The organism is Pseudochrobactrum kiredjianiae (assembly GCF_030362795.1).
Lineage (GTDB): Bacteria > Pseudomonadota > Alphaproteobacteria > Rhizobiales > Rhizobiaceae > Pseudochrobactrum > Pseudochrobactrum kiredjianiae.
On record NZ_JAUCBM010000005.1, the window covers coordinates 130,549 to 153,348 of the forward strand.

23 protein-coding genes and 2 tRNA genes are annotated in these 22,800 nt (G+C 48.9%); 13 read left to right on the top strand and 12 right to left on the bottom strand.

Features of this window, described 5'->3' with window-relative positions:
• Positions 1 to 33 precede the first annotated feature (33 nt).
• Positions 34 to 1,287, bottom strand: a complete 1,254-nt coding sequence (tyrS, locus tag QUF18_RS11860; RefSeq protein ID WP_289387312.1) for a tyrosine--tRNA ligase — start codon at positions 1,285 to 1,287, stop codon at positions 34 to 36.
• Between the two features lie 251 nt (positions 1,288 to 1,538).
• On the opposite strand from tyrS, the gene QUF18_RS11865 reads away from it, so the two are divergent.
• Entirely contained in the window at positions 1,539 to 2,660 is a 1,122-nt protein-coding gene (locus QUF18_RS11865; RefSeq protein WP_289387313.1) for an anhydro-N-acetylmuramic acid kinase, read from the top strand.
• 71 nt (positions 2,661 to 2,731) lie between these two features.
• Here the strand turns inward: QUF18_RS11865 and QUF18_RS11870 are convergent, their stop codons facing one another.
• On the bottom strand, positions 2,732 to 3,406 hold the full coding sequence (locus QUF18_RS11870) for an alpha/beta hydrolase (RefSeq protein ID WP_289387314.1): 675 nt from the start codon (positions 3,404 to 3,406) through the stop codon (positions 2,732 to 2,734).
• A 286-nt stretch (positions 3,407 to 3,692) separates the two neighbouring features.
• Here QUF18_RS11870 and QUF18_RS11875 point away from each other — a divergent pair, with 286 nt between their 5' ends.
• The 6 genes from QUF18_RS11875 to QUF18_RS11900 all read left to right on the top strand — a co-directional run bounded on the left by QUF18_RS11875 (position 3,693) and on the right by QUF18_RS11900 (position 10,587).
• Positions 3,693 to 4,907, top strand: a complete 1,215-nt coding sequence (locus QUF18_RS11875) for a cysteine desulfurase family protein (protein WP_289387315.1) — start codon at positions 3,693 to 3,695, stop codon at positions 4,905 to 4,907.
• Positions 4,908 to 5,129: 222 nt separating this feature from the next.
• Positions 5,130 to 6,653 (top strand): Fe-S cluster assembly protein SufB, encoded by a 1,524-nt coding sequence (sufB, locus tag QUF18_RS11880; RefSeq protein WP_289387316.1) that lies wholly within the window; start codon positions 5,130 to 5,132, stop codon positions 6,651 to 6,653.
• An 89-nt stretch (positions 6,654 to 6,742) separates the two neighbouring features.
• Positions 6,743 to 7,498 (top strand): Fe-S cluster assembly ATPase SufC, encoded by a 756-nt coding sequence (gene sufC, locus QUF18_RS11885; protein WP_237121440.1) that lies wholly within the window; start codon positions 6,743 to 6,745, stop codon positions 7,496 to 7,498.
• Between the two features lie 8 nt (positions 7,499 to 7,506).
• A complete protein-coding gene (gene sufD, locus QUF18_RS11890) occupies positions 7,507 to 8,796 on the top strand; it encodes a Fe-S cluster assembly protein SufD (protein WP_289387317.1) in 1,290 nt (429 codons plus the stop codon).
• A gap of 133 nt (positions 8,797 to 8,929) precedes the next feature.
• Positions 8,930 to 10,174: a cysteine desulfurase gene (locus tag QUF18_RS11895; protein ID WP_289387318.1), complete on the top strand. Its 1,245-nt coding sequence runs from the start codon at positions 8,930 to 8,932 to the stop codon at positions 10,172 to 10,174.
• Positions 10,171 to 10,587, top strand: a complete 417-nt coding sequence (locus QUF18_RS11900; RefSeq protein ID WP_374806643.1) for an SUF system Fe-S cluster assembly protein — start codon at positions 10,171 to 10,173, stop codon at positions 10,585 to 10,587. Before QUF18_RS11895 ends, QUF18_RS11900 begins: the two co-directional genes overlap by 4 nt.
• A gap of 136 nt (positions 10,588 to 10,723) precedes the next feature.
• On the opposite strand, the gene QUF18_RS11905 is transcribed toward QUF18_RS11900, so the two are convergent.
• Entirely contained in the window at positions 10,724 to 11,218 is a 495-nt protein-coding gene (locus QUF18_RS11905) for an RrF2 family transcriptional regulator (RefSeq protein ID WP_289387321.1), read from the bottom strand.
• An 85-nt stretch (positions 11,219 to 11,303) separates the two neighbouring features.
• On the opposite strand from QUF18_RS11905, the gene QUF18_RS11910 reads away from it, so the two are divergent.
• Positions 11,304 to 11,750, top strand: a complete 447-nt coding sequence (locus tag QUF18_RS11910) for a carboxymuconolactone decarboxylase family protein (protein ID WP_289387322.1) — start codon at positions 11,304 to 11,306, stop codon at positions 11,748 to 11,750.
• A gap of 53 nt (positions 11,751 to 11,803) precedes the next feature.
• Here the strand turns inward: QUF18_RS11910 and QUF18_RS20515 are convergent, their stop codons facing one another.
• Entirely contained in the window at positions 11,804 to 12,655 is an 852-nt protein-coding gene (locus tag QUF18_RS20515; protein ID WP_289387323.1) for a hypothetical protein, read from the bottom strand.
• A 310-nt stretch (positions 12,656 to 12,965) separates the two neighbouring features.
• Here QUF18_RS20515 and sufA point away from each other — a divergent pair, with 310 nt between their 5' ends.
• Complete coding sequence (sufA, locus tag QUF18_RS11920; protein WP_289387324.1) at positions 12,966 to 13,346, top strand: Fe-S cluster assembly scaffold SufA; 381 nt, start codon at positions 12,966 to 12,968, stop codon at positions 13,344 to 13,346.
• Positions 13,347 to 13,503: 157 nt separating this feature from the next.
• On the opposite strand, the gene QUF18_RS11925 is transcribed toward sufA, so the two are convergent.
• Together QUF18_RS11925 and QUF18_RS11930 are read right to left on the bottom strand one after the other, a co-directional pair.
• On the bottom strand, positions 13,504 to 15,048 hold the full coding sequence (locus QUF18_RS11925) for a DEAD/DEAH box helicase (protein WP_289387325.1): 1,545 nt from the start codon (positions 15,046 to 15,048) through the stop codon (positions 13,504 to 13,506).
• A 375-nt stretch (positions 15,049 to 15,423) separates the two neighbouring features.
• Positions 15,424 to 16,197, bottom strand: coding sequence for an NAD kinase (locus QUF18_RS11930; protein ID WP_289387327.1), 774 nt, complete (start codon positions 16,195 to 16,197; stop codon positions 15,424 to 15,426).
• A gap of 141 nt (positions 16,198 to 16,338) precedes the next feature.
• On the opposite strand from QUF18_RS11930, the gene QUF18_RS11935 reads away from it, so the two are divergent.
• Both QUF18_RS11935 and QUF18_RS11940 read left to right on the top strand, forming a co-directional pair.
• Positions 16,339 to 16,414: transfer RNA gene (locus QUF18_RS11935), tRNA-Thr, on the top strand.
• Between the two features lie 421 nt (positions 16,415 to 16,835).
• Positions 16,836 to 16,911, top strand: a tRNA-Thr gene (locus tag QUF18_RS11940).
• Positions 16,912 to 17,113: 202 nt separating this feature from the next.
• Here the strand turns inward: QUF18_RS11940 and QUF18_RS11945 are convergent.
• Both QUF18_RS11945 and QUF18_RS11950 read right to left on the bottom strand, forming a co-directional pair.
• Positions 17,114 to 17,935 (bottom strand): hypothetical protein, encoded by an 822-nt coding sequence (locus tag QUF18_RS11945; protein ID WP_491723601.1) that lies wholly within the window; start codon positions 17,933 to 17,935, stop codon positions 17,114 to 17,116.
• 258 nt (positions 17,936 to 18,193) lie between these two features.
• Entirely contained in the window at positions 18,194 to 18,529 is a 336-nt protein-coding gene (locus QUF18_RS11950; protein WP_289387330.1) for a hypothetical protein, read from the bottom strand.
• Between the two features lie 251 nt (positions 18,530 to 18,780).
• Here QUF18_RS11950 and QUF18_RS11955 point away from each other — a divergent pair, with 251 nt between their 5' ends.
• A complete protein-coding gene (locus QUF18_RS11955; protein ID WP_289387331.1) occupies positions 18,781 to 19,413 on the top strand; it encodes a LysE family translocator in 633 nt (210 codons plus the stop codon).
• A gap of 56 nt (positions 19,414 to 19,469) precedes the next feature.
• Here QUF18_RS11955 and QUF18_RS11960 read toward each other — a convergent pair whose 3' ends face one another.
• Positions 19,470 to 20,177, bottom strand: coding sequence for an outer membrane protein (locus tag QUF18_RS11960; protein WP_289387333.1), 708 nt, complete (start codon positions 20,175 to 20,177; stop codon positions 19,470 to 19,472).
• An 887-nt stretch (positions 20,178 to 21,064) separates the two neighbouring features.
• On the opposite strand from QUF18_RS11960, the gene QUF18_RS11965 reads away from it, so the two are divergent.
• Positions 21,065 to 21,373 carry a hypothetical protein gene (locus tag QUF18_RS11965; protein WP_289387334.1) on the top strand — a complete coding sequence of 103 codons (309 nt, stop codon included), beginning with the start codon at positions 21,065 to 21,067 and terminating at the stop codon, positions 21,371 to 21,373.
• Between the two features lie 343 nt (positions 21,374 to 21,716).
• Here QUF18_RS11965 and QUF18_RS11970 read toward each other — a convergent pair whose 3' ends face one another.
• From QUF18_RS11970 to QUF18_RS11980, 3 genes are all read right to left on the bottom strand, one after another.
• Positions 21,717 to 21,962, bottom strand: coding sequence for a YMGG-like glycine zipper-containing protein (locus QUF18_RS11970; protein WP_289387335.1), 246 nt, complete (start codon positions 21,960 to 21,962; stop codon positions 21,717 to 21,719).
• Positions 21,963 to 21,992: 30 nt separating this feature from the next.
• Complete coding sequence (locus QUF18_RS11975) at positions 21,993 to 22,229, bottom strand: hypothetical protein (RefSeq protein ID WP_113945711.1); 237 nt, start codon at positions 22,227 to 22,229, stop codon at positions 21,993 to 21,995.
• 265 nt (positions 22,230 to 22,494) lie between these two features.
• The gene (locus QUF18_RS11980; RefSeq protein WP_289387336.1) at positions 22,495 to 22,698 is read right to left on the bottom strand and encodes a hypothetical protein; all 204 of its coding nucleotides are present in this window, start codon (positions 22,696 to 22,698) and stop codon (positions 22,495 to 22,497) included.
• Between the last annotated feature and the right edge of the window lie 102 nt (positions 22,699 to 22,800).

Below are 22,800 nucleotides of genomic sequence, written 5' to 3' on the forward strand. Positions count from 1 at the left end.
GCTTTTTTTGTATTTCCATCATTATAGCTAAGCCTATTCTGGACGTACCAGAATGTGCTTTTTCTTACCCAGCGACAGCTTGATGATGCCGTCTTCAGTTACGTCGCCGGCAGTGATACCGGCGCGTTCATCCTGAATAGCCACATCATTGATGCGTACCGCACCGCCCTGAATATGACGGCGTGCTTCACCATTGGAAGATGCAAGACCAGCTTTAACCAGCAGAGCCTGAATCCCGAGACCGGCAACCAACTCGTCTTTGGCAATGCTCAGGCTTGGCAAATTGTCAGAAATTGCACCTTCTTCAAAAGTTTTACGTGCAGTTTCAGCAGCTTTTTCCGCAGCTTCACGACCGTGGAGCATAGCGGTGATTTCAGTGGCCAAAATCTTCTTAGTCTCGTTGATTTCCGAACCGCCAAGCGCTGCCAGACGAGCAATTTCATCCATAGGCATTGTGGTGTAGAGCTTGAGGAAGCGCTCCACATCGGCATCTTCTGTATTGCGCCAGTATTGCCAGAAGTCGTAGGCGCTCAGCAGATCTGCATTGAGCCAGACTGCGCCGTTAAGCGACTTGCCCATTTTGGCGCCTGACGATGTGGTCAGCAACGGCGAGGTCAATGCATAGAGCTGTGGTGTGCCCATGCGATGGCCGAGATCAATACCATTGATGATATTGCCCCATTGGTCGGAACCGCCCATTTGCAGACGCATGTCGTAGCGCTTGCTGAGTTCAACAAAGTCATAAGCCTGAAGGATCATGTAGTTGAATTCGAGAAACGACAGCGACTGTTCACGATCGAGGCGGGTTTTAACCGAGTCAAAAGACAGCATGCGGTTGACGGAGAAATGACGGCCGACATCACGCAGGAATTCGAGGTAGTTGAGCCCTGCCAGCCAGTCGGCATTATTGACCATCAGTGCGTCAGTTTTGCCTTCGCCGAAAGTGAGATAGTTGGTGAAAACCTTTTTAATGCCTGCAATATTATCGGCAATGGTTTCAACCGTCATCAGCTTGCGGGCTTCTTCTTTGAATGACGGATCACCGACCATGCCGGTGCCGCCGCCCATCAGCGCAACCGGACGATGACCGGTTTTCTGCATCCAGTGCAGCATCATGATCTGAATGAGGCCGCCCGCATGCAGACTGGATGCTGTCGGGTCGAAGCCAATATACGCAGTCACTGTTTCCTTGGTGAAAAGTTCATCCAGACCTGATTCATCAGACATCTGATGAATAAAGCCGCGTTCGGAAAGGGTGCGTAGAAAATCGGACTTAAAGCCGGACATTGATTTTTCCTGTCTGACAAAAGGATTGTGATAGGGGAAACCCCAGAGAGCAGGCCGCGAATATTATTCCGGTAACTGACACAATCCAGCCTTTAACATTATTGCAGGGCAAACCACAATAAAGGTATTGCTTAGCGAAAGCTGATTTCGGCCTAAAATACTGTCGTTTTGTGCCATTTGTGTGCTTTATGTAACCTTTGAGCCTCTGCAATTCGGGCTAAACCGAAAATACTAAAAACGGAAAACCAATAATGACTGCACTCTATCGCGCAATCGGACTGATGAGCGGCACTTCCATGGATGGCATTGATCTGGCGCTGATCAAAACAGACGGCGAACAGGTCGTTGAGCGCATTGTTGCGGGTAGTCAGAATTATTCCGATGCGTTTCGTGCGCGTTTGAAGCAAGGGCTTGTTGATGCCAGAGGCATGGTGCAGCGTGACGAGCGTGTTGGCGTTCTAGGGCAGCTTGAGCATGATCTGACATTGCTGCATGCCATTGCAGTACAGGACTTTCTATTTGCCAATGGTCTGAGCGCGGATGATGTGGATGTAATCGGCTTTCACGGACAAACAGTGCTGCATCGCCCTGATGATGCGCTTACCGTGCAGATTGGTGATGGCGCTTTGCTGGCACAGGAAACCGGTATTGATGTGGTTTATGATATGCGCGCAGAGGATATGCGTCATAGTGGACAGGGAGCCCCGCTGATCCCCGCCTATCATGCGGCTTTGGCGCATAATCTTGAGCAACAGCCGGATATGCCGGTTGTTTTCGTCAATATTGGCGGGATTTCCAATCTGACCTATGTCGATGATGCAGGAGGGTTGGCAGCTTTTGATAGCGGTCCCGGTAATATGCTGATTGACCAGTGGATGGAATTGCACGGGCAGGGCAGTTTTGATGCTGGTGGTGCGCTGGCATTGCGCGGCACTTTGAATAGCGAGTTGGCAGCCCATTATTTAAGCAATGCATTTTTTACCGGTAATCAGCGCCGCTCACTGGATCGCGGAGATTTTGCCGTGCCTTCGATAGGTGTTGTATCACTGGAGGATGGTGCCCGCACATTAGCTTATGTGGCCGCGGCATCAATTCTGCAATCCGCGTCCCATTTACCGCAAAAGCCCCGCAGTTATGTGGTGAGCGGTGGCGGGCGTAAGAATGCGGCGATAATGGCTGAGCTGACTGCTTTGGCACAAGCTGAAGGTGCTGTGGTTATTGATGCAGATACCGCAGGGTTGGACGGTGATTCCATGGAGGCCGAGGCTTGGGGCTATCTCGCTGTGCGCAGTCTGAAAGGCTTGCCGCTGACTTATCCCTCAACAACCGGCTGCGACGGGCCGGTGAGTGGCGGCGTTCTGGTAAAAGCATAAATAAAAAAGACCGGCGATTAGCCGGTCTTTTTGTTTATCGATTAGCGTAAGCGCTGCTTTTTTGATCACTATCAGCGCAAGCGCTTCTGGCGAACCTCTGTCAGTTCACCCATCAGGCGGCGATCCAGATATTCTGAACATTCCGCAATCAGTTCATCGCCCATGCCGGTAAAGAAGTGGTTGGCACCTGGCATTGTATTCTGTGTGATAGTGATACCCTTCTGGGTTTTCAACTTATCAACCAGAACCTGCACATCCTTTGGTGGCGCAACCTTGTCCTGATCGCCATGAATAATCAGACCCGATGAAGGGCAAGGTGCGAGGAATGAAAAGTCATAGGTGTTCGGCTGTGGTGCAATCGACATGAAACCTTCAATTTCAGGACGGCGCATCAGAAGCTGCATACCGATCCACGAGCCGAAGGAATAACCGGCAACCCAGCAATTTTTCGAATCAGGGTGAAGAGACTGCACCCAATCCAGTGCGCTTGCCGCATCTGACAATTCACCGGCACCGTGATCGAATTCACCCTGACTGCGCCCGATTCCACGGAAGTTAAACCGCAGTGTTGTGAAATTACGGCTCTGGAACATGTAAAACAGATCATAAACGATCTTGTTGTTCATGGTGCCGCCGAATTGCGGGTGCGGGTGCAGGATGATGGCGATAGGTGCATTCTTCTCGTTTGAAGGCTGATAACGCCCTTCAAGACGACCTGCAGGACCATTAAAGATAACTTCTGGCATATGTACTCCGCTATAACCGCCGGGTTGCGTGACCATTTGGCCGGTTTGCAACACCTGTGTCGTATTTGATATTTATAAGCCTGATTGTTACCAATCACGACTTTACGGCTTAAACTCTGAGCAAATCCTTGACTGTTTCGCTCATAAAACTTAAAACCGACTTTAGAATCTTTCAAAACTGGAGGGTGTAAAAAACACTCATGCAGCTTAATAGTCTGCTCTGGTTTGAAATTTCAAGATAATTGCGCGTTTAACGCAAATATGGTGCTTCGCGAAAGAGTCTGCAATGTCAAAGCCGCGTATCTATTTTGATTATAATGCCAGTGCGCCGTTAAGTGAAGCGGCGCGTGAGGCTGTGATCGCGGCTTTGCAAGTTACAGGTAATCCATCTTCTGTGCATCAGGAAGGTCGAGCGTCGCGAGCCTTGATTGAAGCTGCGCGCCGTGATGTGGCTGCGCTTTGTAATGCAAAGCCTGACCATGTATTTTTTACCTCCGGTGCAACCGAGGCTGCAACAACACTGCTGACGCCGGTTTATAAGATGGGGCGCTCGGAATTGCGCCTGTCGCATCTTTACGTTTCTGCGACCGAGCATCCTTGCATGTTGTCCGGCGGGCGCTTTGCTGCGGAGAATATGACTGTGCTGCCGGTTGATCCTCAGGGCATTGTTGATTTGCAAGTGCTGGAACAGGCGTTAAAAGCACATGACAAATCCAAAGGTCTGCCGCTGGTTGCAGTGCAATGGGCGAATAATGAAACCGGTGTGATTCAGCCGGTTGAGAAAATCGGCGCGCTGGTGAAGGCTGCGGGCGGTTTCTTCATTGTTGATGCCGTGCAGGCAGCAGGGCGTGTCGCGCTTGATATTGCAGCAGTCTCTGCTGATTATCTCATTCTCTCTTCCCACAAAATTGGCGGCCCTAAGGGTGTCGGTGCTGTGGTTGCGATCTCTGATCTGGTTATGCCGTCTGCGCTGGTGCGTGGTGGCGGGCAGGAGAAGGGACATCGCGCAGGTACTGAAGCACTGCCGCTGATCGCAGGATTTGGTGCCGCAGCACGTGAGGCCTTAGCGGCACAGCTTGAGGGCAGCAATCTGCCGCGCTGGTCGGATGCAATCCGCACAACAATCGAGGATGGCGTGAGCAAACTGGCGGAAGATGTTGTGGTGCATGGTGCCGCAACAGAGCGCCTGCCGAATACGAGTTTTATTTCTTTGCCCGGCATGAAGGCTGAAACCATGCAGATCGCTTTTGATCTGGGCGGTATTGCACTTTCTGCCGGTTCCGCTTGTTCGTCCGGTAAAGTCGGCGCCAGTCATGTGCTGGCCGCGATGGGCTTTGACGATGAATGCGGTGCATTGCGTGTGTCGACAGAAAAGTCGGCGACAATGCAAGACGCAGAAGCATTTCTGACGATTTTCGAAAGACTGGTAGCCAGACGGGATCAGACACGCAGTCAGATTCAGGTGCCACTTTTGAGCGAATCGGAAAACAGCGCTGCCTGATTGGTTTAGCGCTTCTAAATGGCCATTGATGTCGAGCGCACAGCAATGTGATGCAAAACTGGCCGGAGTTCGAAGTCTGAAGCCGTGCCAGTTTTTAACATGGCCAGCAGTCAGACTTTTATAGCGCATCAATGCGCACTATATGTTTATGACAGCAACATGATTGCTGCCATAACGTTTTTAACTGTCGGGCCTTGACCCTGACAAGGATGGAGAACGGCGATGCCTGCAGTGCAGGAAACGATCGATCAGGTCGCCACGCTTGACGTGGATCAGTATAAATATGGTTTTGAAACAACCATCGAAATGGATAAGGCTCCTAAGGGGCTGAACGAAGATATTATCCGTTTCATTTCCGCTAAAAAAGAAGAGCCGGAGTGGATGCTGGAATGGCGTCTTGACGCCTATAAGCGCTGGCTCACTATGGAAGAGCCAAAATGGGCTCGCGTCGATTATCCGGAAATTGATTTTCAGGATATCCGTTACTATGCGGCTCCTAAAGGTCAGACCGGCCCTAAGTCTCTGGATGAAGTTGATCCGGAACTGCTGCGTACCTATGAAAAGCTGGGTATTCCTTTGCGTGAGCAGGAAATTCTGGCCGGTGTACGCAAACAGGGTGAGCCGAGCGAGATTGACGGCAATCCGGCAGATAATGTCTACGCATCAGGCCGCGTGGCCGTTGATGCGGTGTTTGACAGTGTTTCCGTGGTCACCACTTTTAAGGCCGAGCTTGCCAAAGCCGGTGTGATTTTCTGCTCGATTTCGGAAGCTATTCGTGAGCATCCGGAATTGGTGAAGAAGTATCTGGCAACGGTTGTTCCTGTTTCCGACAATTATTACGCCGCCTTGAATTGTGCTGTATTTACCGACGGATCATTCGTCTATGTACCAAAGGGCGTTCGCTGCCCGATGGAATTGTCGACCTATTTCCGTATCAACGAAAAAGATACCGGCCAGTTCGAGCGCACGCTGATTATTGCTGAAGAGGGCGCTTATGTGTCCTATCTCGAAGGCTGTACAGCGCCACAGCGTGATGAAAACCAGCTCCATGCAGCTGTTGTTGAACTGATTGCGCTGGATGATGCCGAAATCAAATATTCCACCGTTCAGAACTGGTATCCGGGCGATAAGGACGGCAAAGGCGGTATCTATAACTTCGTGACCAAGCGCGGCGATTGCCGTGGCGACCGCTCGAAGATTTCCTGGACACAGGTCGAAACCGGCTCTGCTGTCACATGGAAATACCCGTCCTGCATTCTGCGTGGTGATGATTCCCGCGGTGAGTTCTACTCGATTGCGGTATCCAACGGATATCAGCAGATCGACAGTGGTACCAAGATGATCCATCTCGGTAAAAACACATCGAGCCGCATCATTTCCAAGGGTATTTCGGCGGGTAATTCCAACAATACCTATCGCGGTCAGGTAACAGCACATCGTAAAGCAACCAATGCCCGTAACTTCACCCAGTGTGACAGTTTGCTGATCGGCAATGATTGCGGTGCGCATACTGTGCCTTACATCGAGGCGAAGAACTCCACAGCGCAGTTCGAGCATGAAGCAACAACCTCGAAGATTTCCGAAGATCAGCTGTTCTATGTGATGCAGCGCGGTATTCCGGAAGAAGAGGCGATTGCTCTGATCGTGAACGGCTTCGTTAAGGAAGTTATTCAGGAACTGCCGATGGAATTTGCCGTGGAAGCTCAGAAGCTTATCGGTATCTCGCTCGAAGGTTCGGTTGGTTAAACAGGGAAGGCGGAGAGAAATTTCGCCCCTTTAATCAGTCTAGGTTGATATTTTTCGGATCGGAAGATTCGTTATAAAAGGTTACACTCATGTTAGAGATCATTAATCTGCACGCCAAAATCGCTGACACGGATACAGAGATTATCCGTGGTCTGAACCTTACCGTTAAAGCCGGTGAAGTGGCTGCGATTATGGGCCCGAACGGTTCGGGTAAATCCACCCTGTCTTACATTCTGGCCGGTCGCTCAGATTACGAAGTAACGTCCGGTGATATTCTGTATAACGGCGAAAGCATTCTGGAACTGGATCCAGCGGAACGCGCAGCCAAGGGCATCTTCCTTGCGTTCCAGTATCCGCTGGAAATTCCGGGCGTTGCCACAATGGAATTCCTTAAAGTTGCAATGAATGCACAGCGTAAAGCACGCGGTGAAGAAGAACTGAAAATTCCTGAACTGCTGCGTCGCGTTAAGGAAGCTGCCGGCGGCCTGAACATGGATATGGCCATGCTGAAGCGTCCGCTCAATGTTGGCTTCTCCGGCGGTGAAAAGAAGCGTGCAGAAATTCTGCAAATGCAGCTTTTGGAGCCATCACTCTGCGTTCTCGATGAAACTGACTCCGGTCTCGATATTGATGCGCTCAAAATCGTTTCCGATGGCGTAAATGCTCTGCGTTCGCCTGACCGTGCAGTGATCGTGATCACACACTATCAGCGTTTGCTGGAATATATCGTACCGGACAGTGTGCATGTTCTTTACAAAGGACAGGTTATTAAGTCCGGTGATAAGAGCCTTGCATTGCATCTGGAAGAAAACGGTTACGCTGAAATCATCGGCGCTGTTGCTTAAAGAGGGGGATGAATATGAACGTCATTTCTCAAAATCCGGCTTCAAAAATCAGGACACCGGCCGAGAGCGCTTTGCTTGATGCATTCGCTGTTCGCGTTGGTGATCTGCCGGGTGATACAGAAGTTCTGAGCGCCCGTGATAATGCGCTGGAAGCTTTGAAAATCAATGGTCTGCCTAGCCGTCGTGTTGAAAGCTGGCACTATACAGATATGCGTACCCTGCTGCGCTCGGTTGCGCCGTTTGATGCGAATGTGACCCATAAAGCTGTTGCACCGCTGATTGACGGTTCTGCAGTGCTGACTGTTGCCAATGGTATTGCACAGAAATCTGTGCAGATCGAAGGCGTGCGCGTTGAAGCCATTCGCGATATTCTGGGACAGGGCATCGCTGCCCATACCCTGAAAATCCGTGGTGACGATGATACAATCGGCCAGATCAATGCAGCCTATGCCAGCGATGGCTGGGGGCTGTCAATTGCGGACGGTACCGAGCTGGAACAGGCTATTGAGTTGCAGAATTTGCAGCCATCAGGCCAGTCCCATGTGCGCTTTCCGGCCAAGATCGGCTCCAATGTCAAAGCGACAATTATCGAGCGTCAAATCGGTGGTGAAGCCGAGACTTTCGCCACCAGTGTCGGCCATGTGACCATTGCTGATAATTCAGAAATTGTCTGGGTTATCGTGCGTGAGCATACGGATCTTTCCACCCAGCTGTCGCAGATCAATGTGACAATCGGTGAGAACTCCAAGCTGATCCTGTTCGTGATGAATGCCGGCGGCAAGCTGGTACGTCAGGAAGTCAATGTGGATGTTGAGGGCGAAGGCTCTGATTTCCAGCTGCGCACGCTCAATCTGCTTGGCGGCGAAACAGTGACTGACGTGACCATGAATGTTGGCCATCTCGTTGAAAACACTACCTCGACAGAGGTCGTGCGCAACGTGGTGACAGACAGGGCACGCGGTATTTTTCAGGGCATGATCCGCGTCGCGCAGATTGCTCAGAAAACCGACGCGAAAATGGCTTGCAACACATTGCTATTGTCAGATGATGCAGAATTCTCGGCTAAACCTGAGCTGGAAATCTTTGCTGATGACGTGGCCTGCGGTCACGGTGCAACTGTGCGTGAGATTGAAAAGGATCACCTTTTCTATCTGATGGCGCGCGGTGTGCCTGAAAATGCAGCCCGTGGTCTGCTGGTTAAAGCCTTTATTGCAGAAGTAATCGAAGAGCTGGAAAACGAGGTTCTCGTTGAAAAGCTTGAAGATATTTTGCAGGGATGGCTCGAAAAGCACGCATAAGCATGCATATAGAGAGCGGGAAATTTCCCGCTCTTCTTCCCTGATATAGAGCACATGTTGCCCTTATTGATTTTTGTGAGCACCAAGTGCTCTTGCCTGCTTTTTTGAGCACGAAGTGCTCAGGAGTACGATTATGAATCAATTATCGTCTGTACTGCAAAATTATGATGTTGAAGCAATCCGTCGCGATTTCCCGATCTTGTCGCGTGAAGTCTATGGCAAGCCGCTGATCTATCTCGATAATGGTGCCTCGGCACAGAAGCCGCAGGCGGTTATTGATGCGATAACGCATGCTTATTCCAACGAATATGCCAATGTGCATCGCGGTCTACATTTTCTCTCCAATGCCGCAACCGATGCCTATGAGCGTTCGCGTGAAAAAGTGCGTGGCTTTCTCAATGCCGGTTCTGTAGACGAGATCATCTTTACCAAATCGGCGACTGAGGCGATTAATACGGTTGCCTATGGTTATGGTATGCCAAAAATCGGTGAGGGCGATGAAATCCTGCTCTCTATTCTTGAGCATCATTCCAATATTGTGCCGTGGCATTTCATTCGTGAGCGTCAGGGTGCCAAGCTGGTTTTCGCGCCGGTGGATGATGAAGGTGTGTTCCACCTTGAAGAATTCGAGAAATGCATCACCCCGAAAACCAAACTGATTGCCCTGACCCACATGTCCAATGTGACGGGGACGGTTCTGCCGATTAAAAAGATCGTGGAACTTGCCCATGCGCGCGGTATTCCGGTTCTGGTGGATGGTTCGCAGGCTGCTGTGCATATGCCGGTGGATGTGCGTGATCTGGGCTGTGACTGGTATATTATGACCGGCCACAAGCTCTATGGTCCGTCCGGTATCGGCGTGCTTTATGGCCGTATGGAAATGCTGGAGCAGATGCGCCCGTTTATGGGTGGTGGTGAAATGATTGAAGAAGTGACCGTTGATAATGTCACTTATAATCATCCGCCGCATCGCTTTGAAGCCGGAACGCCGCCGATTGTGCAGGCTATTGGATTGGGCGCAGCCCTTGACTATATAGAAAGTGTAGGCCGTGAGGCGATTTCTGCCCATGAAGCTGATTTGCGTCTCTATGCGCATGAAGCTCTGGCAAAAATTAATTCGCTGCGTATTGTCGGCAATGCACCGGATAAAGGCGCGATCATTGCATTTGAAATGCAGGGCATTCATGCCCATGATGTTTCAACTTTGATTGACCGCGCCGGTATTGCAGTGCGGGCAGGCACCCATTGTGCTCAGCCGCTATTGCAGCGCTTTGGTGTGACATCGACCTGCCGTGCTTCCTTCGGTATGTATAATACCCGTGCGGAAGTGGATGCTCTGGTTGCAGCGCTTGAAAAAGCAAGACAGTTTTTTGGATGACGAATATGGATACAAAACCGGATGTACCGGCTGCAGAGGCCGTAGCCTCAGATAAAGAAAGCGGCGCTTCAAAAGTGTTTTCCGCTTCCGCAATTCCGGAAGATGAATTGCTGCGCCTGACGGATGATATCATCAGTGCGCTGAAGACAGTCTATGATCCGGAAATTCCGGCGGATATTTATGAACTCGGCCTGATCTATAAAGTGGATATTGAGGATGACCGTACGGTCAAAATTGATATGACGCTGACTGCGCCCGGTTGCCCTGTTGCCGGTGAAATGCCGGGTTGGGTAGAAAATGCGGTTAGTACGGTTGAGGGTGTTTCCCATGTGGAAGTATCCATGACTTTTGATCCGCCATGGACGCCGGACCGTATGTCCGAAGAAGCTCAGGTTGCTGTGGGCTGGTACTGATTTTAAACGCTGCGGAAACGCAGCGTTTTTTATTTAAAGCATTTCCAGCAAAAGTGGGAACCGGTTTTGCGTAGGATAATGCGTCACAAAAATGAGCATTTCCAATTCATCTGTTTATTATAATTTGGAAATGCTCTCAGCGGGCATGTAAGCTGAGATAATCCGATACAACCTGCTTGCTGACAGGGCCGATCTGTTGCTCGCCGTCCTGCATGAGATCAGCAACGGTCTGGCTGCGTAAAGCATTGCGCCAGAGTTGCTCTGCGGCCAGCATACGCGATTTGATGAAACAATCCTGTTTGTAGTGGCAAGGCTCTTTGGGCTTTCCGGGCGTGCGACGGCGGATTTCCCGACAGATGAAAGCTGGTTCTTTGCCGTCAATCGCTTCCACAATATCGAGCAAGGTAATTTGCTGCGGGGTATGTGCCAGCCGGTAGCCGCCACGCGGCCCCGGAATAGCGATAATCACGTCGGCAGCGGTGAGGGCTCGTAGATGCTTGAGTAGATAGCTTTCTGATACGCCGTGCAGCTCTGCCAGATGTTTGCCTGCCAGAACCTTATCCTCCGGCAGCCCTGACAGCACGAGTGCGCAATGTAATGCCGCCTCAACCCCGTCACTCATTCTGCGCATATCACAACCTTGAGATTTGTTATTTCCAAATCATCGATATAATATATCGATGATTTTAAAGCAAATTTTTATTCAGGATAGATCCATGCAGAACAGAATGAACATCGCGAAAATTACACCATCACTTTATCAGTCAATTCAGGCACTGGATGCAGCAGTTGATGCGTCAGGGCTGGAGCCGCGCTTGCTACATCTTTTGAAAATCCGTTCTTCGCAGATCAACGGTTGTTCCTATTGCACAGATATTCATATTCGCGATGCCCGTAAAGACGGCATGGATATGCAGACTTTGTATATGACAAGCGCATGGCGTGAATCGCCGTGCTTTGATGCGCGTGACCGTGCTGTGCTGGAATGGACTGAACACCTGACACAGATTGCGGAACTCGGCGTGCCGCACGAACTTTATGAGCGCGTGAAAGCACTGTTCTCTGAGGAAGAAATCGCTAAGCTGATTGTGGCTATCGGCATGATCAATTTGTGGAACCGCATCGGCGTCAGCGCACAGCTTATCCATCCGCGTAAGCCATAAAACAAAAAGCCTGTCAGTGATGACAGGCTTTTTATTAGTGCGGAATGCAGGGATTAAGGCGCGCCGCATTCCTCAGGCACACTTTTCTCCAGCGACAGCGGTGATTTGGATAATGTACCTGACATAATCGCCATTGGTTTAAATGGCGGCAGCGCCTGCATGGCAGGATTGCTCATGCTGATCGTGTAGCATCCGGTATAGACCTGTGATTTGCCCTCAGCGAGCTTGGATTCTATGGCAATCGGTAATGACCAGTAGATCTGTCCTGCGCCCGGATCAGGCTCGGTGCTGCCGATCTTGACTTGCACAGATTCCGTACCTTCATAGCCCTTGGCATATTTTTCGAACTCATCACCCTGCTGACCTTCCGCGTAATAGCTGTAGGCGCGGGCATATTCTTTGCGATTAATGGCATTGTAATAAGATTCAAGCAATTTCTGCGGTGTACTGCGATCATCCAGATAGTCAGGCAGCAGCAGACCTTCGGCAACGGCTTCTGTGGCTTCCGGTTTTGTAGTTTCAGGCTTCTCTGCCTCAGTGGTTTTCTTAGCATCCGCCTTATCTGCAGGGGCTGCTTCTTCCTTTGGCTTTTCAGATTCTGTTTTATCCGTCTTGGCTTTTTCGACTTTCGCCTTTTCTTCTTCAGAATCTTTGGTCGCAGCTTCACCTGCTTTTTTCAAAGCTTCCGGTTTGACTTTTTGCTGCGTTGTCGCTTTGTCTTTGGTCTCAGTTGTACCCGCAGCCTTGGCATAAATTGCACTGCCGGTGAGCAATGCAGCGCCAATAATTGTCGTACCAAGCAAACGCATAATCATAAGGCGGTGTTGATGAGCGCGATTTTGCGCAATTGTCAGAGCAACCGGACGGTGCGATGCGGGGTTATGACGGTTCTGCTGGATACCCATTAAAATCTCCGCTGATCAGAAGCAAAAAACCTTTGATATTCTTTATAGAACAAAAGACTGCAAAGAGATCATGGCAATTTTACGCTTTTTGCCAAGTTTCAGTTTTATTGTGGCTGCTTGTAAAAGCGGGGAATGCAGATTTTAATGCGTGCTATGCCGTTTCCTTTACTTGCAGTCGGGACTATGTGAGACTAGATAGAATATCAGAGGCTTGCCGGTTTTCAGCAATTGATGCGGAGACTATACTGCGAGCCTGACAGGTTGAAACTGCACGGCCTTGAACCGTGTACAGATACAAGTGAGATATTTTATGGGACGTTTTGCCATAATGACCCTGACCGACGCAGCAGCAGAACGCGTGCGCGAAATTCAGGCCTCTCATGAGGATGCTTTGGGTATCCGCGTGGGTGTGAAAAAAGGCGGTTGTGCCGGTATGGAATATACAATCGCGCTGGCTGAAGAAGCCAAGGCTGGCGATGATCTGATTGAGCTTGATGGTGCCAAAGTTTTTGTAGCGCCGGAAGCGGCGCTGTTTTTGCTCGGTACGCAGATGGATTTTGAAGTCAGCACGCTGCGCACAGGTTTTGTGTTCAATAATCCTAACCAGACATCTGCCTGCGGTTGTGGTGAATCTGTTGAACTTGCACCGGTGACGCAGGAAGCACTGGATGCTGCCCATAATGCAGCCTGATTACAGCATAATTCCTTAAGCTTGAATCAGTTTAAGGTAAAATTATGCTGTAAATATAAAGTGTTAGAGCGACCTTTGTGCGCCCAAGAGGGCGCACGGTGCTCTAATCAGCACTGATAAGACAATAAAAAACCCGCCAATTGGCGGGTTTTCTTTTTTAAATGTTGATTGGTATCAGCATGAAGGCCGGAACATCATCGCCAAAGCCCAACGGTGAAGGTTCATCATCAAAATCACGACGATGGCGCTTATTGTTGTTCTGCTGGCCATTTTGTGTGTGGTTCTGGCGGCGTTCATCATTGCCATTCTTATGTGGAACAGGGCGAACCGGCTCCTGAGCAACAACGGTGCCGAGAGAAACATTGTCCGGCAGAACAGGCTGTGGTGCATCAATCGCGGAAATATCTGTCACGACCGGCGCATCAGCAGTCTTTTCTTCTGCATTGCGCGGCTGTGTCTGTTTTTCCTTGTGATCCTTACCATCACGCGGCTTCTTGCCGTTTTTACCACGGCTGTTTCGGCCACCACGGCGGCTGGTATCTTCAGTCTCCTCCTGCGCAGGCAGTGTGGATAAATCACCATCCAGCCATTCAATCTTCTCGCCGATCATTTTTTCGATGGCATCAAGATGTTTGGTGTCTGACGGAGTGATAATCGAGAACGCCTTGCCTGAGCGACCTGCGCGGCCGGTACGGCCGATACGGTGGACGTAATCTTCGGCATGAATCGGAATGTCATAGTTGAACACATGGCTGACATCAGGAATGTCGAGACCACGCGCAGCAACATCAGAAGCCACAAGAATCCGTAAATTGCCGTCTTTGAAATTGCTCAGCATGGTCATGCGGGCGCGCTGATCCATGTCACCATGCAAAGCACCGGCATCAAATCCATGCTTCACCAGTGAGCGGAACAGCTCTGACACATCCATTTTGCGATTGCAGAAAACAATCGCATTTTTCAGCTCATCACCTTCAGCATTGATAAGGTCACGCAGAACCGCGCGCTTATCCCAAGGCTTCTTCGCAGACTTAACCAGACGCTGGGTCACAGTTTTCGCTGTTGTTGAGGCTTTGGCAACTTCAACACGGGCTGGCGAATGCAGGAACTGTTCGGTCAGTTTGGTGATTTCCGCCGGCATGGTTGCCGAGAAGAACAAAGTTTGACGGGTGAAAGGGATCAGCTTGCAGATGCGCTCGATATCAGGAATGAACCCCATATCCAGCATACGGTCTGCTTCGTCGATCACCAGAATTTCCACGCCGGTCAGCAGCAGCTTACCGCGTTCAAAATGGTCAAGCAGACGGCCAGGCGTTGCGATCAGCACATCGGCGCCGCGTTCCAGCTTACGCTCTTGTTCATCAAAAGATACGCCGCCGATCAGCAGAGCTACGTTGATACGGTGATTGACGCCGTATTTTACAAAATTCTCTTCAACCTGCGCAGCAAGCTCGCGTGTTGGCTCAAGAATAAGTGTACGTGGCATACGTGCGCGGGCACGACCTTTTTCAAGCAGGTGCAGCATCGGCAGCACGAAAGATGCTGTTTTACCGGTACCGGTCTGGGCAATGCCGAGAACGTCTTTACGTTCCAGAGCATGAGGAATGGCGCCAGCCTGAATAGGAGTAGGGGTGGTATAACCGGCGGCGTCTACTGCAGCCAGTATTTTCGGTGACAGACCGAGTTCTGCAAATGTCGTCAATGGAGGCGTAGCTCTCTTTTTGGAAGAAGCGCACTGGACCCGACCGGTAATGTCCGCATGACAACAGGACAGGAAAAGCGCTTATGTTTGCGCATTGCGTTAAAATTAATAAAGCCGTTACGGGGAACTGGTCAAAAAGTCAACAAAAATGCCGTTTTTGCTTCAAAATAGGGTGATTTAATTGCTGTTGGTGTAAGCCGCTACTATAGGTATTGCCAATAGAAGGCTCGTATTGTTCTTCAAACATACTGGTTATCTCTGTTGTTTCAGCCTGTTTGAAAATTACGAGCCAATAAAACCAGTCTGATGGTCAATTATGCTCTAATCTTAAAGTGTTAGAGCGAGTTTTGTGTGCCAGGTCTGGCACATGGCGCTCTAATAACGGAACTGTTCATTCAGAATGCGCTCATCCCAAGTATGTTCTTCATCGAACAGCAGGGTTACGCTGTTTTGCGTATCTTCACGCACAGTCACGGAAGTCACTGATTTCACTTCTGTATGGTCGGCAACAGCGTTGACGGGACGCTTATCGACTTCAAGAATATCCATCCGCACAGTGACTGATTTAGGCAGCAAAGCACCGCGCCAGCGACGCGGGCGAAACGGGCTGACCGGGGTGAGTGCAAGAAGCGGGGAGTCGAGCGGCAGAATAGGCCCTTGCGCAGAAAGATTATAAGCGGTGGAGCCGGCGGGGGTCGCAACCATCAGTCCGTCGCAGATCAGTTCCTCAAGGCGCACCTTATCATCAATGCTGATACGGATTTTTGCAGCCTGATAGGATTGACGCAAAACCGATACTTCATTGATTGCCAGTGCTTTGACTGTACCGCTCTCCTGTGATTCAGCAATCATCTCTAGTGGTCGGATGGTTTCTGCATGGGCGGCGGCAACGCGTTTCGGCAAATCATCCTCATGATACTCGTTCATCAGGAAGCCGACTGATCCGCGATTCATACCATAAATCGGGCGGCTTTGATTCATATGGTCATGCAATGCCTGCAACATCACACCATCACCACCCAGCACAATCAGGGCATCCGCTTCTTCTGCAGGTGTTTCACCGTAGCGATTACGCAATGATTCCGCGGCTGAGACCGATTCCGGGGTGCCTGAGGTGATATAAAAGAATTTTTTATATGGGTATTTCATCAGTTTCCGCCGAAAAGCTGCATGATTGGATGAGGATTTGTAGCCTAAATGGGGATAAGAGGCAAAACAATGTTGTTTTTTGCGGGGGTATGCGATTTTCCGTTTTACAAACAAAAAGAATATGCTATCTAGCCGTCAGTTGCCCTTATAGCTCAGTTGGTAGAGCACCTGATTTGTAATCAGGGGGTCGGGAGTTCGAGTCTCTCTGGGGGCACCACTTACAATCTTCTCATTGTAATTGTTGCATTTTATAACGGTCTTTGCAGAAAGACCGGCTTTATAAAAGCATTCAAGATTTTCTCATCATATCATTTGCACGATTTAGCGCTGGCATCGCCTGTTGGATGTTCGGACGTTTTTCGTGATCTGCGCTTTTTTATTCTCCCGGTTTCATCACAGCTATATGTCTGATTTTCGCTGTTTAGTATTCACAGTGGTTTTGATTCTGTTCGGGGATTTCGCTTTTGTGAGTCGTTACGAATATTTTTTTAAATGCTGGAATTTTCGTCAATAAAAGAGGCGCAGAGCTAGCAAGATCGAAATTTTAATGCGGGTTTGCATTATCCTGTGGCTTTCGCTGCCCCAATTGCAGAGTTTGTAGTTTACAAACAAAAAGAATATGCTATCTAGCCGTTGTTGCCCTTATAGCTCAGTTGGTAGAGCACCTGATTTGTAATCAGGGGGTCGGGAGTTCGAGTCTCTCTGGGGGCACCACTTACAATCTTCTCATTGTAATTGTTGTGTTTTTAGCAACTGATCTCTTAAGGAGATTGGATTTGCGCAGCGTCTTATCTTCTCCTATTACATAATCATCTTAGAGCGCGTTTTCGCCAATAGTCATCACATATTCTAATGTGAAAACCTGTTGTAATTTTAACTATCCGGTAGCTTGAGTGATGCTCTGAAGCAAACAGGCTTATTCATAATTGAAGCAAGATGGATCGGATAAAGCCAAAATTTCAGTTGTGCCAAACAAGATCGGTTTGACCAGAATTTTGTACATATCCGCATCGAAGAGCGTATTTTTATCGAGCCTGTATTTTTTCAGACTATGCATGGATTTATAACTGCCGTGGTAACGCCAGTTATGCAGGACATGATATTGTTTTAACCTGCCGAAGCTCTCTTTTACAGCAATCGCGCCGCTATATGGCCATGCAGCAAGTGTGAATTTTTTAAGCGCTATTTCTAAACGCGCGTTATGCTGAGCTATGTCTTCTTTACCGCAGCAGGCACCGGCGCATTTATGAATTGCTGAGCGAAAACAGCCTTTGCCTTTGGTGTGCGGTTCAAAACCAAGAACACTCAGGCATAATTTATATTCATCAGCGAGTTCACGTAAACGGTCTTTGGCTGAAAATTGATTTTTGAATAAGCCATAGACATTATTGGCCGGTTCATTGGTCATGTCATCCGTATATTGAATATGCAGCCCCGTGTCATTCAGCACAAATGAGCAGGTATCTTTGGTTTTGCGCAATCTGCGGTTAAACAGCGGTTGTTGCTGCTTAATCATTTGCGCCTCTAACAAGAGTGCGCTTATTTCACCGGCGGTAGGAATGTAGCTGATGTGAGATGTTTGCTTTAGCAAACGTGCTTCTTTGGGTGTCCGCAAATGTGAGAGCAAACGTGACCTGATATTGATGCTTTTGCCAATATAAAGCGGGTAATGATTGTTTGCCCCATGAAATGTATAGACACCCGGAACCTGAGGTGAGGCGGCAACTTGTTCTCTCAACGAAGTCGGGTACTGATACAGTACATCATCCGGTGCCGCTGTTTGCGATGGAAGATGGTGAGGGAACATGAAGCCTGCTGTCTCGGTCTTTGTTTGTGATATTCTTAATGTTTTACGAAAGCGACACAATTAGGGCCGGTAGCTTTTAGCCTGATGAAGAATGTTGAGGTATAATAAGGACAGGTCAATATCGGTCTTGCCTGCGGCGTTGTTGGCCAGGCTACTCGCTTCACATAACATGGTGTTGTTAGTCTGCAGTCATTCATTTCTGACGAGCAGTACAACACCGGCAGGATCCGACGTCCAGTGTCCGTTCACGTCATCCAATGGTTCGAGTTCATCGCGTTGCGGGCTTCCCAGATGTTTCAGTGCCTGATCGGGATCATCGGTAAATAATTCCAGCCAAACATCAACCTGACTCTGCTGCTCGACACGATCAATCCATAAAGTCATCTCTCCGAAGATAAATCCGACGCTGGCCTTGAGTTCTTTTTTGACTGGTAATCCGACTTTATCGCGGTAATAAGCAACTGTTTCTGTCCATTTGTAGTGCGGAACTTTGATGGCAATATTTTTACCCGCCTTGATTTCCATAATACCTCCCAATGTTATTATGATGATCTGTTACGTGTCAAAAAATGCATATCGATTGCAGAATGATCTGTGTTTTGTCTTCCAGAGGCAAGGGGAACTTGAGACCCCTGTCTGATTTGCCGTATTCCTTTGGTAAAACGCAGCTATGAAAGCCTTGTCATTTGCCGCTTGAGCAGCATAAATTTGATCGGGAAATCCATGCTAAACCTCCGTAATGACAATTCGGCTCAACCAAGAGGGAAACTTGCATAATGCCGGAAACCGCCAGCCTCATAGCATTCGCTTTTATCGCACTCGGTATGGTGCTTACACCCGGTCCGAATATGGTCTACCTGATCTCAAGATCTATCAGCCAAGGGCGCATAGCGGGCTTGATCTCGCTCGGAGGCGTGGCGCTCGGGTTTGTGTTTTATATGCTTTGTGCTGCATTCGGGATAACGGCAATCGTTATGGCAGTCCCCTATGCCTATGATGCCTTACGTTTTGGCGGTGCGCTTTATTTGCTTTATCTTGCATGGCAAGTGCTGAGGCCGGGTGGGCGTTCTCCGTTTCAGGTGAAGGATCTGCCGAAAGACAGCCCACGTAAACTCTTTCTGATGGGCTTTCTGACCAATCTGCTTAACCCTAAAATCGCAGTTATGTATCTCTCATTGTTACCGCAATTCATCAGCCCGGAACATGCCAGTGTTTTGACGCAATCGTTGGTTCTCGGGTTTGTACAGATCATTATAAGCGTCAGCGTGAATGCCGTAATCGCTATCGCTGCCGGTTCTATTGCAGTATTTCTTAGCAGGCGCCCGAGCTGGCTCGTTGTGCAGCGCTGGTTGATGGGGATGGTTCTGACAGGGCTTGCTATTCGTATGCTCACGGAAGCGCGGCGCTAAAACGCAAACAGCCCCGGAATTGCATCCGGGGCTGTATTCAGTTCTGATTGCAGAAATTAGAACTTGTAGTTCAGACCTACGCGTACAGTGTGGAACTGAGATTTAGCTGCACCGGAAACAACCAAGTCAGAACCATCAGATACGTTGAACTTGAGCTTGCCAAGGTCGGTATAGAGATATTCTGTCTTCAGGGTCACGTTGTTGGTGATTGCATATTCTGCACCGGCACCAACTGCGTAGCCAACGCGTGTGTCTGACAGAGAGGACGAGCCTTCTTCAAATGGTGCGTTTACATAGGTTTTCACTTTACCATAGGCAACACCACCTGTTGCATAGACCATGAAGCGATCAACTGGTGTGTAACCGAGACGGGCGCGTGTTGTACCAAACCAGCTGATTTTTGTGCCGAGATTGATTGCTTCGAAGCCCTCTGTGTTAACAGAGAAGTCTGACTTCACGCCGGAGCCCTGAATATCGGTTTCGATACCAACAACGGTCTGACCGAACTGCCAGTTGTAACCAGCCTGAACACCGCCGATAAAGCCGCTGGAATTGCTGCGCAGGGAGAGGCTCTCATCAATATCGGCGTACATGTCGGTTTTGAATTTGCCGCCAGCATAACCGGCATTCACACCAATATAGCCGCCTGTCCATGAAAATGTATCAGCTACGGCCGGAGCTGGATCGTTGTAAACGACTGCATCGGCAGCAAGAGCCGGAGTAGCCAAAAGGGCAGCGGTAGCCGCTAATGTAAAGATTTTCATATTTATCCCACCTTAAATATCAGGCAAGTAATGTAATTTTATAATTACGATGACCTGTCTGCGGTTTTAAATTTCTATCGACGATCAACATGGTCATTTCGGATTATTCTTTGTCATATAAGTATCTGCAGCTTTTACGCAGGCGATGACCGAAAGACTCAAGCAGAGATGAACCGAAGATCTGATGGGAGACGTAATTTAGCGTGATAGATGAAACAATCCCCGTGAATACGGGGGGAGGCTTACCCTAAAAGTAAATATTCATTAATTATCATGGATATGTTTTGTCTTGTGATGCACGGCAAATTTTTATCAGAGCAATTAATGTTTTAACTGTCTTAAATGTGCCACACTAAAGAAGGCTCTGCCTACGCGCCGTAGAGGCGTATTATGAAGATAAATCTCTGTTGGGGGATTTTTAGTCAGTGTGCTTACCAGTCATAAGGAGGGGTTGGCGGCTACGACTAAAAGCATCCAGAAACAGGTATGTCAGATTATGCAGGGGGGCATAAGAATAACTGACAATACGAGTGTGTTGACTGCAGCCAACCCCGTGTTTCATCAATCATGGAATTTTCGAAAATGCCAGAATTATGGTTCGAACCAGTGCCGACTTTGACATGCGTACATGGTATCTTGGTAATGTCTTGACAAAACCGGCTTGATCCGGTGATGAGAGAGGCTGTCAGCCTTCAAACCTCTGGTTCGGTTCAAAATTCGCTTTGTCCAAATCATGTCTTTTCATATGCAGAGTGCTTTCGTGTTGAACGCGAGCCAACATGCTTTGTTTTGATTGTCTTCCCCTGATTTCCCTGCCAATTCCTTGGTGTTTACGAATTTTCCTGATGCTCTAATGCTATAAAAACTGAAATTTAAAGTTTTTAAGCATGAAGAAAAATCTAATAATTATTTTTGCTGGCTTGATGTTCGGGGTGCCGTTGCAAGCGCAGGCGCGTGAGAAGCTGGCACCGAGACCGCCGCTCGCAATCGGCTGCCCTCCGAGGGAAACAAAGTCAGATTTTTGTTTTGTTGTTTGCAGACAAGTGCTTGTCAATGATGCAACAGATGAAAATCCGCCACAAAACAATAATCGTAACTGGTGGGAGCCGCCGTCATCATCGGTCTATCAGCCGCCTAAAGCGCCAACATCCCCGCCGGTCTACCGCATGGTTTGTGAGCCGAAGACCAAAGGCTGACAGGATATCGAAATGTTCTGTCAGTTAGAGCGCCGTGTGCCATACTTGGCACACAAAGGTCGCTCTAACACTTTAAAATTAGAGCATAATTTCACCTTAAACTGATCCAAGTTTAAGGAATTATGCTCTAGCCAAAAATATAAAAGCGGTCTTTTCATTTCCAGAAAAGACCGCTTTCAACAAACTTACACAAGTCGCGCACTCTGCTTTGACAGTTGCAAATTTTGTTAGGTGCCAGAGCGTGTCGCGTTGAATGGAACTCATAGCGCTCGCTCTGGATTTTTAATTGTCGCATGTTCGCGTACGCTCAAATGCATCCATTCGAGTGCGGCATGCTTTACGGTTATTTACAGTAAGCTGTGTAAATCTGGCCGCGGCTGTTGCGATACTGGCATTTGCCATTGCGCAGATTACGAACCAGAAGGCCGCCAACTGCACCCGCACCCGCACCGATCAAGGCACCTTTGCCGCCACCGGCGATGCCGCCGATAACCGCGCCTGCTGCAGTACCAATGCTCAAATCTTTTTCAGTTGAAGTACAGCCGGAGAGTGCAACAATCGCGGCCACTGCAATGATAGCTAAACGCATGATTAAATCCTTATTGATCGTAGCCCTGATCTAGAAGCTGCCGGTTTTATGATTTCTGTTTTGCCAGTAACGGTTTCGCATACGCGGAGCCATAAACCAGGAAATAAACGGGGTAATCAGAAAACTGCATCCGATGACGACAGGAATAAGATATTTAGCGTTTTGCGCCAAATCAGGGATTGTAAGTACAATGATCATGCCAATTCCGAACAGAACAGCATTGACCATCAGGCTCAGTAATACGGCAATTTGAAAACGAGTAGACATTCACTTGCCTCCCTTATGCTCTTTCCTATCAACGCGACCGGATATAGTTTGGTTCCGTTGATGATGCCGTGCACAAGACTCACGGAGCAATTCCAGGATAGTGAAACTATTTCAGCAGACAGAAATTATTTCAAGCTGCGGCTAATACTCTCTCATTTAATTGACAATAATAGATATTGCAGGTTTTGAGAGGCAATAGAAATATCCCCGAAAACATGAGCTGTTTTCGGGGATGAGCTTTAGACACTGAAGAGAAAAGCTTTGCCTATCGAAGTTGCTGCATACGCGTTGCAACATACCAGCCAATGACAGGGGTAATCAGCAAAGCAACGCCGACGACAGCCAGCATAGGATAGATTGGCTTATGTGCCAGAGCAGGCACTGTCAGAACGACAATGAAGCCGCAGCCGACAAGAACAATAAATACGATCGAGCCGATCATCGATGCCAGATGAAAATTTGTAGACATTCGTCCCTCCGAATGGTTTTCCTGAAATGAAAACCTTGTGCCTCTGTAGATATTCTGCGGCTTCGTAAAGGGATGGCAGATCTGAACGTCGCACACGAACAT